Source organism: Herbidospora mongoliensis, from assembly GCF_001570545.1.
GTDB lineage: Bacteria > Actinomycetota > Actinomycetes > Streptosporangiales > Streptosporangiaceae > Herbidospora > Herbidospora mongoliensis.
This window is the reverse complement of record NZ_BBXD01000024.1, coordinates 75523-88600: the sequence shown is the minus strand read 5'-3', so window position 1 is coordinate 88600 and position 13078 is coordinate 75523. Positions and strand designations below refer to the sequence as shown.

Sequence of the window (13078 nt, the reverse complement as noted above, 5' to 3'; positions counted from 1 at the left end):
TGATCTAGACGGAGGCGACGGCCACGAGGGCGCCGTCGACGAACCCTTCGACCCTGATCTGTTCACCGCCACCCGGCAGCGGGAGACCGCCGGGCCCGTCGGTGACGTCGACCGACCCACGGGGGCGTCCGTCGACGTAGACGTCGACCCGGTCGAGTCCGAGAGTGTCGAAACGGACCTCGGCCGGGTCGCGGCTGAGCTTGAGCCGCCGTCTGGGCAGTTTCACCAGCTCACGCCCGGCCGTCTCCATGAGGTCGGGGTTGCCTTCGAGGAGGTCGGCGACGGTGAGCCGGTGGCGTACCGCCGGCACGACGCCGAGGTCTTCGAGCGGCGTGCCGGCCGACTCGCCGACGCGCAGGGTGCGCCTGATCGCGACGCTGATCGCGGCCCCGGCCGGGAGCGGCTCGTAGGGGGTGCCGGGGACGTCGCGCAGATCGTCGAGCAGGTCGGCCTGGCCGACCACGTTGGCGCCACCCGCGCCGGTGTTGTCGTCGGTGCCGATGATCGTGCCGATGCCGTGGTCGGCGAACCCGGCGGCGAAGATGTCCGAGGTGGAGTAGCAGCGCGCGTCGGTGATCAGGACGACGGGCCCGTGGTAGAACTGCCCGAACGCGTTGACCAGCTCCTCGGGGCTGAGCGGGAACGCGTCGGAGTAGACCGCGCCCGTCCGCACCGACAGCTCCAGCGACCTGCGCCACTGGGCGTAGTCGCGGGTGTGCGCGGCCAGTTGCAGGTTCAGCGGCGAGCTCACCATCTGGGCCGGTTCGGGCTGGATGCGCCGGTGGGTGAGGAACTGCAGCAGGATCTCCCCGGCCAGGATGTGCCCGCCGGGGTTGCCGCGGATGTCGATGATCAGCCCGTCCTCGGGCATCGACGTGATGATCGACGCGAACGTCTCGACGTGCGCCTGGAGCGCCGCGACCCACTGCGCCTGCGAGGTGAACTCGCCCAGGCTGAAGCCGGTGATCCTGACGTGGCCGAACGTACCCGAGGCCGTCTCGACCGGCCGGAACAGGAAGATCCCCGACTGGGTGTAGTTCGACGGGCCGGCGCCGGTGAACAGGAAACCCCGGATGGAGGCCAGGTGCTCACCCTCGATGTCGACCCCGCGTGGCGCGTCCCCGCCGACCGGTGCGGCCGGGACGGTCCGCCGCAGCACCAGCCAGGGCATCCGCAGCTCCTGGGGCTTGCCGTCGAGGTCGATGTACGAGAGGACCACCCACTCCTCGTCGGGGGGCAGATGCCCGGCCAGCGCCCGCTGGGTCAGCGAGTCGAGGCCACGCGCGTGCCGGGCGGCCAGGTTGCTCCCGGCGTACCGCTCGCCGTTGACGTCGGCGGCCCTGGCGATCGGGACCCCGTTCCAGTGGGTGACGGTGACGCCCACCTTCAGGTCCGCCCCGACCGGCAGCAGACCGGCGTTGACCCGGGTGACGACGTAGGCGTCGGTGGCCCGCTCGATCTGGAACGGCAGGAACGCCGCCGCGTCGGCGAACGGCTTCGGCAGCTGGTAGCCGGTGTGCAGGTCGCGGACCGAATGGAAGATCGACTGCAGCTCGAAGTGGAACGCCCACTCGGGATCGGGCGTCTCCTGCCGGCTCAGCCGCGCCTGCAGCAGCCGCAGCCGCTGGACCGGGTTGACGCCGTGCATGGCGACCTTGAGCGGCAGATGCGCGAAGTTCTGCTCGAAGACGATCAGCGCCTGCCGCACGATGAGCCGCCGCTGGTCGAGCGTGAGCGTGCCGGCGGTGGCCAGGAAGTCGGCCAGCGTGCCCGGGACGATCGTCCAGACGGGCTGCGGGGCGGCGGCTTCGGGCTGGGGTTCCGCAGCGGCGGCGGATAAGACGGCCTTTACATCCATATCGGCCTCCTGGTGGCCTTCAGGTGGGATGTCGGAAGTCCACCATGTCGCCCAGGAACGGTCCAGGGGAGAGTAGGGGCCTACTCAGCGCCGCCGGGCTCAGGCACGAGAGAGCCGATCCGCCAGCCTGATCGGCTCGGGCAGCCGGAACTCCGGCGCCAGCCGCAGCACCTGGGCGCACGCGTTGTCCAGGCTCATCCGGTGCCCCTGCGACACGTACACCGGTTTCACCCCGTCGCGCGTCCGCAGGACGCGTCCCACCGTGTCGCCGTCGAGGGTGATGGGCGTCCACGAGCCGCGGTCGGCGGCGGGTTGCGTGTACGTCCCCACGAACGCCGTCTTCGCCACCCCGATCGCCGGCAGCCCCGTGACCACGCCCAGATGGCACGCCAGTCCGAAGCGGCGGGGGTGCGCCACCCCGTAGCCATCGCAGACCAGCAGGTCGGGTGTCACCGACAGCCGGGAGAGCGCGGTCAGCAGCGGCGGGATCTCGCGGAACGCGAACAGCCCCGGCACATAGGGGAACCGGGCCTTCTCCCGTGCCACCGCCTGGTCGACCACCCGCAGGGAGGAGTCGAGCACCACGACGGCCCCGGTCACCGTGTCGCCGGGCCCGTAGCCCACGTCGAGCCCGGCCGTCAGTTCCACCCGCGAAGGTCCGTCGGACACCAGATCGGCCAGCGGGCGCAGCCGCGTCTGGATCGCCGTGGCTTCGTCGACGGTGGCCGGTTCGTCCCAGGTCATCCCCACAAGGGCCCACCGTAGACTGCCGGAATGACACGAGCGGGAGGTACGCGTGCGGCGCTGCTCGAAGCAGCCCTCGCCGTGTTCAACGAGCGTACCTATGGCGACACGCCGGTGGCCATGGTGGCCGATCGGGCGGGGGTGTCCGTCGGCACCCTCTATCGGTATTTTCCCAGCAAGGAGGCGCTGGGGAACGCCGTCTACCGGCTCTGGAAGCAGACGCTGGTCGAGCGGCTGGCGGCCGAGCACGTCGCCGACGCGTCGTCGGAGAACATCTTCGCGGCGATGTTCCGGACCTTCATCGGGTTCGCGGCCGACCATCCGGAGGCGTTCGCGTTCCTCGAGCTCCAGCAGCACGAGAGCTACATCGACGTCGACAGCCGGGACGTCTCGGCATCCGTCGACGAACTGGCGGTGGAATTCGTCAGAAGCGGGCAGAAGGCGGGGGAGATCCGGGCCGGCGACCCGCACATGCTGCTCGCGCTCGTCTACGGCGCGATGGTCGGGCTGGTGAAGGCCCGCCGGGCGGGGCTGCGCCTCGGCGACGACGATCTGGCGGTGGCATTGGCGGGTTGCTGGGCGCTACTTGACAGGCCACGCCCTGCGGAGTGAACATTCACTCCGTCAAAGGAGAGAAGATGCGCCTGACGTTCAACGGCGGTTCGCGCGAGCACGACCCCGCGCCCGACGACACCGCGGCCGAGGTGATCAGGACGGCGTTCGGCGCCACCGGCACCAAGGTCTCCTGCGGCGCCGGGGTCTGCGGGGCCTGCACGATCCTCGTCGACGGCGAGCCGAAGGTGTCGTGTCTCCTGCCGGCCGCCCATCTCGACGGAACCTCGGTCACCACGGTCGAGGGGATCGGCGGCGACCATCCCGTGCAGCGGGCGTTCGTCGAACTCGACGCGCTCCAGTGCGGCTTCTGCACCCCCGGGTTCGTGACGGAGGCCACCGCCTTCCACGACCGCTGGCGCGAAGACCGCGAGGGCGTGCCCTCACGTGAGGAGGTCGCCGACGCGCTGAGCGGGCATCTGTGCAGGTGCGGGGCCTACGAGAACATCCTCACCGCCGTCCAGAAGGCGTGCGCCGGCGCGTTCGACGACCGGGAGCCGATCCCCGCCCGGGTCGAGGCGCCCGACAAGGTCACCGGCGCGGCCGAATACACGGTCGACGTGACGCTGGAGAACATGCTGCACGGGGCGATCGTCCGCTCGTCGCAGCCGCACGCCCGGGTCACCTTCGAACTGCCCGAAGATTCTGTACGTCTCCTCGAAGGCGACATCGTCAGATACACCGGCCAGCCGATCGCGGCGGTGGCGGCCGGCACCCTCGAAGAAGCCCGGAAGATCGCTCATGCGCTGAAGATCTCCTACGAGCCGCTGCCCTCGGTCGTCGACCCTGACGAGGCCCGGCGCCCTGACGCCCCCGTGATCTTCGACCAGAACGAGCGGAAGAACGCCCCGTCCAGCGCCGAAGGCGCGGGGTTCCCGGCGCGCTGGAAGGGCAACGTCAGGTCGGGCTATCCGTCGGCCTGGCGCGGACGTACCGCCAGGAAACGGCTCGACGCCGCGCGGGAACGGAACGCCCCCGGCTACTTCGCCGCCACGTTCACCACCGCCGGTCAGTCGCACACCGCGCTCGAACCGCACGCCTCCGTCGCCGACTGGCGGGCCGACGGGCTGACGCTCTACACGTCCACCCAGGGGCTCGGGCACATCAAGGCCGCCGTGGCGAAACGCTGGAGCCCGCCGAAGGTCGAGGTCATCGCCCGCCATGTCGGCGGCGGGTTCGGGGCCAAACTCTCCCTCGGCACCGACGCCGTGGCCGCCATCGAGCTGTCCAGGAAGACCGGCCACCCGGTGAAGGTGGAGATGTCCCGCGCTGAAGAACTGACCGACACCGGCTACCGCCCCGGCACCCGCACCGAACTGCGGATGCTCGGCACCCCCACCGGAGGCCTGGCCGCGATCTCGCTCGACGTCGCCGGGCACGGCGGCGTCTCCACCGGTTCGATGGTCGCCACCCTCGGCCTGATGATGTACGGCCGGGGCCCGCGCCACTTCCGCGACCGCGACATCATCGGCAACGCCCCTCCGGCCAGCCCGTTCCGCGGCCCCGGCGGCCCGCCGTTCGCGTGGGCGGTCGAGCAGGGCGTCGACGAGATCGCCCACCGGCTCGGCGCCGACCCGCTGAAACTCCGCCGCACCTGGGACGGCAACCTGCGCCGCCGCGCCCTCTACGAGATCGCCGAAGAGCTGCCGCTGTGGCGCGAGCGGCCGATCGGGGCCCAGACCGGGCGCTTCCGGCGGGGCGTCGGGGTCGCCGCCGCCAACTGGATCTACACCGCCGACGTCGACACCAAGATCGAGATCACCGTCCGCGACGGCCGGATCGTCGCCAGGACCGCCACCCAGGACATCGGCACCGGCGTCAGGACCGTCATCCGCAACGCGATCCGCGACGTCTTCGACGACGCCGAGATCGTCGTCGAACTCGGCCACTCGGGAGCGCCGCACGGTCCCGTCGCAGGTGGCAGCCGGTCGACCGCCTCGGTGGGCCCGGCGGCCAGGGACGCGGCCAGGAAGCTCGCCGACCACCTCGACGGCAAGCCGGTCAGCGAGGCCGAAGGCGTCACCGTCGTCGGTCAGCGGCCCAAGGACAAGGGCGGGTCGGCGGTGCCGGTGTCCATGGACCATATGCGCATCGGCCGGGGGCTGGCTGGGGCCGTCCATATGACGGAAGTCGAGGTCGACACGCTGCTCGGGCACACGCGGGTCCTCAAGGTCTGGGGCGGCATCGCCGTCGGCACCGTCTACTCACGGCAGACCGCCCGGAACCAGTGCGAAGGGGGCATCGTGCAGGGCATCGGCTACGCCCTCTACGAGGAGCGGATCACCGACCCGCGCACCGGCGTGGTCCTGTCGGCGAACCTGGAGGACTACCGCCTCCCGGGCATCAAGGACACCCCCGAGATGACCATCCACTTCCACGAAGACGGCTGGGACCACGTCCCCGGCGGCGGAATCGGCCTCGGCGAGGTCTGCACCATCTCCGTCGCCGCCTCGGTCGCCAACGCGGTCTTCAACGCGACCGGGTTCCGCCCGCTCGACCTGCCCATCCGCCCTGACCGGCTGCTCGAAGGGATGCCCCGATGACCGCCGAATACCGCGCAGGCGGAACCGACCTGATGGAGCGCCGCGCGTCAGGCCGCTCAACAGGCCACATCATTGATCTGTACGACCAGGGCCTCCGGTCGATCGAGCCCACGCCCGACGGCGGGTTCCGCATCGGCGCGATGGTCACCGTGGACACCCTCGCCACCGATCCGGTCCTGGCGAAGGCATACCCGGCGCTGTCGAAAACGGCCGGCTCTCTCGCGACCCCGCAGATCAGACGGGCCGCCACGGTCGGCGGGGTGCTGCTCCAGAAGACCCGCTGCCGCTACTACCGCAACGAGCACTACGAGTGCCTGAAGACCGGCGGCACCGGCTGCCCCGCCCGCGACAACCCGGGCGAACGCGCCGTCGTGCTCGACGTCGGCCCGTGCGTGGCGCCGCATCCGTCGTCGGTGGCCCTGGCGATGCTGATCTACGACGCGGTGGCCGAGGTCGATCGAAGCCCCAGCCGCAGAGTGGCCGACCTCTACTCCGACGGCGCCCGCGACCACCTGCTCGAAGACGGAGAGCTCCTCACCGCGATCACCCTCCCGCCCCCGGTGGAAGGCGAACGCGCCGGGTACAAGCGCGCGATCAGCCGCGCCTCGGCCGAATGGCCGCTGGCCGAGGCGGTCGCTCATCTGACCGTCAGAGACGGCGTCATCATCCGGGCCGGGGTGGCCGTCGGGGGAGTGGCGGCGGTCCCGCTCCGGCTCGCAGGCGTCGAACAGGCGCTCACCGGCCAACCGCCGTCGGAGGAGCTCTTCACCCGGAGTCTCGACTGGACCGCCGCCTTCCCGGAGACCGCCTACAAGATCCCGTTGGCGGAGACCCTGATCAGGGACGTCCTCACTCAGGCCCTGTAGTTCTCCAGGTGGGCCAGGACCGCGTGGTTGGCGGCCCAGCCGTCCGGGAACTTGATCGGCACGTTGAGCTGCACCCGGGGGCTCATCGGATGGTGGTCGAGCAGGTCGGCGATCCCGGCCCGCGCCACCACGACGCACGCGTGCCGGTGCCGTGACGTCAGCACGCACAGCCGCCCCGACTCCAGGTGGAAGGCCGTCGCGTCGCGCCGGCCCGACAGCGGGTGCAGCACGATGGTGACGTCGTATTCGCGGCCCTGGAGCCGGTTGGCCGTGTCGACGGTGACGCCTTCGGGCGGCCCGGCCAGCCGGACGGCGGCCACCTGGTCGTTGTGGGCGCAGCCGATCGCGATGCGGTCGGGCGTCACCGGGTGGGAGCCGTGCTCGTCGTGGGCGACCGCGCCGCGCTGGACCAGCCGGCGGGCGATCTCCGCGCAGGCGTGCGCGGCCTCGGGGTCGGTGCGGACCGTGTGCCGGTTGGGCAGTTCGTGCAGCGCCCATCCGGTGGCGGCGGCGATCTCGACCGTCCGGTCCCAGGCGGAGCGCATGCCCGGCACGGTCAGTTCCAGCTCCCGGGTGCCCGCCTCGGTTCCTGCGGTGAAGCCGCCCGCCGGGTAGAACGCCTCCGACACCATCGGGGCCGCGCTGGCGGGCAGCCGCCACGACACCGGCAGCCGGTGCGTCCGCAGTCCGTTGAGGCGCTGCGTCACCGCGACCGCGCTCTGCAGCGGGTCCCACTTCAGGCCCATCCACCGTTCGCTGTCGACCACGCTGAACGGGTCGAGCTGGCCCGGATCGCCGACGAACAGGGCGTGGCCGTCGGCGAACAGCCGGGCCACCCCGAGGAGCTTGTCCGAGCGCATCTGGTAGGCCTCGTCGACGATCGCCCACCGCCAGCTCCGGTCGGCCACGTAGGCCCACTTGTCGGCGGTGGCGGTGACGACCTGGCAGGCGTCCACCTGGGCGATCTTGCTGCCGGTGGTCACGGCGGCGTGGCGGCGGACCCGCTGCGGCGGGTCGAAGCCCTCGGCGTGCAGGCGTCCGATCGTCAGCTCGGGTGACCGCCGGGCGAGGCGGTCGACCAGGTCGTCGACCTGCTCGTTGGTCTGGGCCACGATCATCAGCCGCTCGCCCTTGGCGGCGATGGCGGCGGTCGTCTCGACGACCAGCGTGGTCTTGCCCGCGCCTGGCGGGGAGTCGACGACCAGGCCGGGTGTGGAGGCACTGGTGTAGTCGGCCAGGATCGTGTCGGTGGCCGCCCTGGCGGCCTCGGCGGGATTCACGACCAGGGCTCCATCGCGTCGTCGTCGGTCGGGACGTATTCCGGCGGCGGGCCGCCGTGGGTCCACGGCGTCTCCTCGCGCGGCGGCAGCGGCGCGCGGCGCGATTCGCCGGGGTCGAGTTCGGTGTAGCAGATCACGGTCCCGACGCCCGGCACGCTGCCTTCGGCGGGCTGAGCGCCCCGGCCCATGCCGTCGTCGATCTGGACCGTGATGATCTTCTCGGAAATCGCGGTGATCGTCGCCGACTGGCGTGGACGCGAGGGCGACCTGACCTTCTTGCCGCGCCCAAGACGTACCGGATCGGAAGTTTCGATGGTCACCAGGGGACGCGGGACCTCGCGCTTCCCGCCGGGGGGCACGATGCGGCGGGTCAGGTCGACCGCCACCACCTCGCCCGCGAAGGCCACCCCGTCGGCCCGGTATTCGGCCATGACGAGGGGGTCGTCGAAGGCGCGCGTCGCCTCGAACGACTGCTGCGCCGCCTCCAGCCTGGCCAGCCGCTTGGCCGCCGCGACCGCGCTGTCGCGCTTGCCCTGCGGGAGGCCGCCGCCGTCGATCCAGGCGCGGTGCATCGCGACGTGGACGCGGTCGCGCTCCCAGCGGGCGGTCGCGCCGGGCGACTCCTTGAGCGCCGCGAGCAGGCCGATCGCCTGCCACATGCGGTCCCAGGTCGGGCGGAGCTGTCCGTGCAGCGCCTGCTCGACCTGGTCGGTCGAACCGGTCACGTCGTAGTGCTCGATCGCCTTCTGGAGCTCCTGCCGGTCGAACTCCGGGTGCGTGTCGGGCCCGGCGGGCGGGGTCAGCGGATCGTCGGCCAGCGCCGCCGCCTCGGGCCCGGTCATGCCGTCGGGCGGGTCGATCCAGCCGAGCAGCGCGGCCAGGTCGCCGTCTTCGGGCGCGCTCTGGCCGGTCACCCAGTGGGCGGTCAGCAGGTCGGTCATCGCCACCATCAGCGACGACCCGGCGAACTCGCTCTGCTCGGCCAGGAACGTCAGCCACCGGCCCAGCATCGGCACCGCGGGCTCGACCGCGTAAGGGCCGGTCGTGCGCCGGAACCGGGAGGAACGCCCCAGTTTGGCGGTGAACTCCACCCCGCCCGCGCTCGGCACCACGATCTGCGGCGCGTCGAGGCACCGGTCGAACGGGGTCTTCGCCTCGACCGTCTCGACCTGCCGGGAAATCCGGTCGATGTACGGCAGCAGCACCGCCCCCAGGTCGGCGAGGAACTGGAACCGCAGGTCGCGGTTGCGCGGCTGCGGCACCACGAGCAGCGTGGGGTGGAGCGGGTCGGTGCCGACCATCGCCGCCAGCGGCGCGGCGGCCTCACCGGCCAGCCGGAGCGGCACGAACACCATCGGCGCCTCGGCCAGATGGATGTGCCGCACGGTCGCGCGCGGCAGCGCCCGGCCCCGTTCCCGCGCCCGCACCTTCACGTAGGAGTGGAGCAGGCTCACGCGACCGCCTCGTCGTAGATGCGCGCGACGTGGCGGAGCCGCTCGGCGATCTCCGCCTGGTCGTCGGCCACCGGCTCACCGGGCGTCGCGACCCGCAGCGCGGTCGTCACCGACTCGATGCCGCCCAGGTCGTCGCGGACGATCCGGCCCAGCGCGTCGACCTGCTCGTTGAGGTGTGCCTCTTTGCGGCACAGATGCGACAGCTCGCAGGCCGACAGGCACTGCGGCGCGTAGCGGGCCGGGATGGCGGCGACCGCCGCCTCGATCTCGCCTGACGACAGGGTCTCGAGGTCGAGGCTGAACCCCTCGGGCAGCCGGTCGAGGAGCGCGTCGATCCGCGTCAGCCGCGAGAGCTGGCGGGCCAGCGTGACGAGCTGGTGGCGCACGTCGACCGTGGTCGCCGTCGGCGCGTTGGTGAAGTCTTTCGGGCAGACCAGGATCACGTCGTGGGAGACGAGGTCGCGGCCGACCACGTCGCGCAGGGCGTGGACGTAGACCGCCGCCTCGCGTGCCGCCGCCGACACCTTCGGGGTGTCGGCCTGGTCGTCGAGGATCGCGAACGACTTGATCGCCACGATGTGGAACATCCCGCCGAGCTGGAACGCGATGACGTCGGGCTCCAGATAGACCTGCGCGCCCGCGACGTCGAGCCGCAGCAGCGGCCGGTCGAGGATCGTCGCCCGGCCCAGGCCCTCGGCGGTCTGCTTGATGACCCGGCGGGTGTGCCCGTGGCGCGCGAGGTGGCCCTCGTGGCCGCCGACGTCTTCGAGGTTGACGTAACCGGCCTCCTCGATCGGCAGGTCGAGCAGTTCACGCAGCAGCCGCAGCAGGTGGGCCGCGCCGTTGGCCTTCACCAGGTCGGTGAACTGCTGGTTGCGCTGGATCGCGAAGGGCGACTGACCCCACCGGTCGTCGAACCGCAGCCGCTTCATCAGCAGCGGCTTGTCGATCGCCGCCGCGTCGAGGATCGCCCGCCGGTCGCACGCCGGGTTCGCCGCCAGCGCCGCGATGCTGCGCGCGTTGTGGTCCTGGCCCGGGGTCCCGCCCCGGATCCCGTCGAGGCGGTTCACGCCGACCTCACCGACTTCAGCCCGGTACCGAAGAGCCGCTCGACCGGCTTGAGCCGGTCGGCCGCCCGCGCGGCCGCCTCGCGCCTGTCCATCTGATCCCTCTCCTGGTGTACGGCCAGCTCCGCCCCCGCCGCGGCGATCACCTTGGCCGGATCGGCCGGCCCGAAGCCGTCGCCGCCCCCCGGGATGTTCTGCGCCAGCTGCCCCAGCAGCCGGAACGCCCCCGTCGAGGCGCTCTCGAGCCGCATCAGGTGTTCGGCGAGCCGGATGGCCGAGGTGAGGAAGTCGGTGCGGGGGCTCAGCGGCCCGATGATCCGCTGCGGCAGCTCCCATGTGCTGAGCGCCAGTAAACCGCGTGCCGGTGACAGAAGTTCGGAGGTCAGCGCCGCGCACAGGTAGTAGGGCCGGGCGCCGGGCGCCGATCGGTAGGACTTCTCCTCGTCCCGCCGGAGGCTGGTGAGCTGGGTGTTGGCCATCTGGCCGCCGAAGAACGACTCGTCGACCGCGACGATCATCTTCGCGGCGGTCGGGGCGCCGAGCAGGGTCAGCGCCCGGTGGACCTGTTCGCGGACCGGAACCAGCGGGGGCTGGGCCGAGGGTTGCTCGACCCCGGTGTCCCACTGACGTTCGGCCTCCCGCAACCGGGCCCGTAGCGCCCGCGCCTCGGCGTGCCGACCGGCCGCCGTGGCTTGCCGGATGGCCGTCCTCAGTTTCCCCATCTGTGCTTCCAGCCCGTCCAGATCCACGTTTCCGCACCTTAACAGCGCCCCCACGGAAAGCCAAGCTATTCCAGTTGCTTCCAGTAAATTCCAGCATTATGTTCACGGCTGTGACCCGCGAGAAGAGAGAGAACCCATGAGCCGCTGCCAGCCGCCCTTACCCCGGGCCGAACTCGACGCCCGCCTCGACACATCCATGGGAGTGACCGACGTGTCCTGGCAGGTCGTCGTGCCGCCGGCCTGCCGTGCCGCCCTGCCCCGGGCAGACCGCTTCCGCGTCAAGGTGGGCAGCGTGGCGGGCTTCCGCGACACCGTCGACGTCGCCTACCTGCTGGAGCGCGCCCTCCTCCAGCCCGAGGGCCGGCGGGTGGCCGCGCTCCGGTCGGGGATCATCCGCATGTACGCCGGCCCGAAGGACATCGGGGGAGCGCGGGTGCCGGCCTGGCTCCAGGCGGTCGTGGACGACCGCTGGGCGCTGGTCGACGGCGACTGGCGTGAACTCGACCCCGCCGCGCTGGCCGCCGCCCTCGACGAGATCCGCCCTCTCTTCGGGACCCGGCCCGACCTGCCCGCCTGGCTGCCCGGCGACTCGCCCGCCTCCTACGCGGGCAACGCCGGGAACCTCCACCCCGGCCTGCTCCCTCTCGGCGGCGAGTTCGGCGACCTGCTCACCGAGACGGGCGACCTGGTCCACGTCACCACGGTCGCCGACCTCGGCTTCACCGTGCGGGGGGCGCTGGCGTCGGCCCGTTCCCTGGCGACCTCGCGGGAGACGCGGGCCCGGTTCGCCGGTCAGGTCGAGTCGGCGAGCCTCGGCCGCCGGAAGGTCGGCACCAGGTTCCGGCCGTCGTCTATGGTGTTCGCACTGCTCACGGCCACACCGGTGCCGCCGGAACGGATCTTCCCCCTGGTCCGGCTGTCGCTCGCGGAGGCCGCACGGGAGCTCGGCTCGCTCGGGGTGGATGTCGAAATTTCCGTACACCGCCCGTAATCAGGCAATATACGCAGAGTATACGCCCGAGTGTAATTCTGAGGTCACACCGAAGAACGCAAACGGGGAGTAAACATGCGAAACCATACCAAGAACCTCGTCGCCGCTGCCGCTCTGGTCATCGGGGGCCTGGGCGCCACCGCGGCGACCGCCGACATGCACTGGTCGATCGGCAAGATCCAGGCCTGGGTCGGTCCGGGCAGCGCCAAGCTCGCGGCCTGGGTGGGGCCGGGGAGCGCGAAGCTCGCGGCCTGGGTGGGCCCGGGTAGCGTCACGAAGTCTGCCTGGGTTGGTCCGGGCAGCGCCGCGAAGCCCGCCTGGGTCGGCCCGACGAAGGTTCAGCCCGCCGCGTGGATCGGCCCGACGAAGGCGCAGACGGCCGGGTGGATGGGGCCGACCAAGGTGCAGACCGCTGGGTGGATTGGCCCCACCTGATCTGACCTCCGCGTATACGTCGCTTATACGTGGGTGTGCGACTCTGCTTTTCCACCATCAACCCGGAGGTTGGTATGCGGAGTCGTACAAAGGCGATCATCGCCTCAATCGCTCTGGCCCTCGTGGCGGGAGTCGGCGGCTGGGCCGCCGCTCCGGAGGATGTGAACGGGGTTCTGGCCGGCCACATCGCGGTGGACTGACGAGTGGATATACGCCGGTTATACGCCGTCGTGCCACTCTGGCCTCTCACCTCTGACGGGGGACCACCATGAAGGAAAGAGCAAAAGCGGGCCTGACCATCTTCGCGTTGACGGTCGGTGCTCTGGGGGCACTCAGCGCGCCCGCTGCGGCCCTCGGACCGTCCGACGGCACCATCATCGGCATCCGCTTCGACGATCCCACCAAATACCCGACAAACCCCATTGTGTGCGGGGACAACATGCACTGGGGCAACCCCGAATGCGGCAACGACATCGACGGCGATGCGGACGGGGGCGACGAGTGAA

The 13078-nt window shown here is 71.4% G+C and carries 13 protein-coding genes; 7 read left to right on the top strand and 6 right to left on the bottom strand.

What is annotated here, in order from left to right:
* Positions 1–4 precede the first annotated feature (4 nt).
* Entirely contained in the window at positions 5–1858 is a 1854-nt protein-coding gene (locus tag AW272_RS34970) for a S41 family peptidase (protein WP_066374218.1), read from the bottom strand.
* Between the two features lie 99 nt (positions 1859–1957).
* Complete coding sequence (locus AW272_RS34965; RefSeq protein WP_066374216.1) at positions 1958–2602, bottom strand: endonuclease V; 645 nt, start codon at positions 2600–2602, stop codon at positions 1958–1960.
* Positions 2603–2632: 30 nt separating this feature from the next.
* Here AW272_RS34965 and AW272_RS34960 point away from each other — a divergent pair, with 30 nt between their 5' ends.
* From AW272_RS34960 to AW272_RS34950, 3 genes are read left to right on the top strand one after another with little or no spacing between them, the layout of a single operon-like run.
* Positions 2633–3214 (top strand): TetR/AcrR family transcriptional regulator, encoded by a 582-nt coding sequence (locus AW272_RS34960; protein WP_066374214.1) that lies wholly within the window; start codon positions 2633–2635, stop codon positions 3212–3214.
* A gap of 26 nt (positions 3215–3240) precedes the next feature.
* A complete protein-coding gene (locus AW272_RS34955) occupies positions 3241–5757 on the top strand; it encodes a molybdopterin-dependent oxidoreductase (RefSeq protein ID WP_066374212.1) in 2517 nt (838 codons plus the stop codon).
* On the top strand, positions 5754–6623 hold the full coding sequence (locus AW272_RS34950; RefSeq protein WP_066374210.1) for an FAD binding domain-containing protein: 870 nt from the start codon (positions 5754–5756) through the stop codon (positions 6621–6623). The genes AW272_RS34955 and AW272_RS34950 overlap by 4 nt, the downstream gene beginning before the upstream one ends.
* Here AW272_RS34950 and AW272_RS34945 read toward each other — a convergent pair.
* Genes AW272_RS34945 through AW272_RS34930 form a run of 4 tightly spaced genes read right to left on the bottom strand, consistent with a single transcriptional unit; the run spans position 6611 to position 11173 of the window.
* Positions 6611–7903 carry an AAA domain-containing protein gene (locus AW272_RS34945; RefSeq protein ID WP_245657880.1) on the bottom strand — a complete coding sequence of 431 codons (1293 nt, stop codon included), beginning with the start codon at positions 7901–7903 and terminating at the stop codon, positions 6611–6613. The two genes, AW272_RS34950 and AW272_RS34945, sit on opposite strands and share 13 nt — an antisense overlap.
* Positions 7900–9357, bottom strand: a complete 1458-nt coding sequence (locus tag AW272_RS34940) for a hypothetical protein (protein WP_066374208.1) — start codon at positions 9355–9357, stop codon at positions 7900–7902. The genes AW272_RS34945 and AW272_RS34940 overlap by 4 nt, the downstream gene beginning before the upstream one ends.
* Positions 9354–10427 carry a hypothetical protein gene (locus AW272_RS34935; protein WP_066374207.1) on the bottom strand — a complete coding sequence of 358 codons (1074 nt, stop codon included), beginning with the start codon at positions 10425–10427 and terminating at the stop codon, positions 9354–9356. Before AW272_RS34935 ends, AW272_RS34940 begins: the two co-directional genes overlap by 4 nt.
* A complete protein-coding gene (locus tag AW272_RS34930) occupies positions 10424–11173 on the bottom strand; it encodes a hypothetical protein (RefSeq protein ID WP_245657888.1) in 750 nt (249 codons plus the stop codon). Before AW272_RS34930 ends, AW272_RS34935 begins: the two co-directional genes overlap by 4 nt.
* A gap of 109 nt (positions 11174–11282) precedes the next feature.
* Between AW272_RS34930 and AW272_RS34925 the strand changes: the two genes are divergently transcribed.
* From AW272_RS34925 to AW272_RS34915, 4 genes are all read left to right on the top strand, one after another.
* Positions 11283–12137: a DUF6119 family protein gene (locus AW272_RS34925; RefSeq protein ID WP_066374206.1), complete on the top strand. Its 855-nt coding sequence runs from the start codon at positions 11283–11285 to the stop codon at positions 12135–12137.
* A gap of 75 nt (positions 12138–12212) precedes the next feature.
* Entirely contained in the window at positions 12213–12572 is a 360-nt protein-coding gene (locus tag AW272_RS34920) for a hypothetical protein (RefSeq protein WP_066374204.1), read from the top strand.
* A 74-nt stretch (positions 12573–12646) separates the two neighbouring features.
* On the top strand, positions 12647–12772 hold the full coding sequence (locus AW272_RS45800; RefSeq protein ID WP_275527339.1) for a hypothetical protein: 126 nt from the start codon (positions 12647–12649) through the stop codon (positions 12770–12772).
* A 68-nt stretch (positions 12773–12840) separates the two neighbouring features.
* Complete coding sequence (locus tag AW272_RS34915; protein ID WP_157519067.1) at positions 12841–13077, top strand: hypothetical protein; 237 nt, start codon at positions 12841–12843, stop codon at positions 13075–13077.
* The last annotated feature ends 1 nt before the right edge of the window (position 13078 follow it).